This window comes from Vibrio sp. 2132-1, from assembly GCF_033344315.1.
The window spans coordinates 1-577 of sequence record NZ_JAWPON010000623.1 but is presented as its reverse complement, the minus strand read 5'-3'; the positions used below and the strand labels follow the sequence as shown (position 1 = coordinate 577).

The 577-nt window shown below is 62.6% G+C and carries 1 protein-coding gene and 1 pseudogene; both read left to right on the top strand.

The annotated features are described in order from the left end of the window. A pseudogene (locus R8N47_RS27035) lies at nt 1–105 on the top strand (NDM family subclass B1 metallo-beta-lactamase); the annotation flags it as partial. Between the two features lie 3 nt (nt 106–108). Beyond that, a complete protein-coding gene (ble, locus tag R8N47_RS27030; protein ID WP_318186345.1) occupies nt 109–474 on the top strand; it encodes a bleomycin binding protein Ble-MBL in 366 nt (121 codons plus the stop codon). Nucleotides 475–577 lie beyond the last annotated feature (103 nt).

Here is a 577-nt window from a genome sequence, read left to right as displayed (position 1 = left end):
GGTGCGGCGTTCCCCAAGGCCAGCATGATCGTGATGAGCCATTCCGCCCCCGATAGCCGCGCCGCAATCACTCATACGGCCCGCATGGCCGACAAGCTGCGCTGAGCCATGGCTGACCACGTCACCCCCAATCTGCCATCGCGCGATTTCGATGTGACAGAGGCGTTTTATGCGAAGCTGGGCTTTGCGACGAGTTGGAAGGATCGCGGCTGGATGATCCTGCAGCGCGGCGGTTTGCAGCTCGAATTCTTCCCCTATCCTGACCTCGACCCAGCTACGAGCTCGTTCGGCTGTTGCCTGCGGTTGGATGAGCTCGATGCCATGGTGGCATTGGTGAACGCGGCGGGAGCCGAGGAAAAAAGCACCGGCTGGCCGCGCTTCAAAGCTCCGCAACTGGAGGCGAGCGGCCTGAGGATCGGCTACCTGATCGATCCCGACTGCACGCTGGTGCGGCTGATCCAGAACCCCGACTGACCGCATGCCCGCGAAAATCAAGATTTGCGGGATCAGCACACCCGAGGCGCTCGATGCGACCATCGCGGCGCGGGCGGACAATGCCGGGTTGGTGTTCTATCCA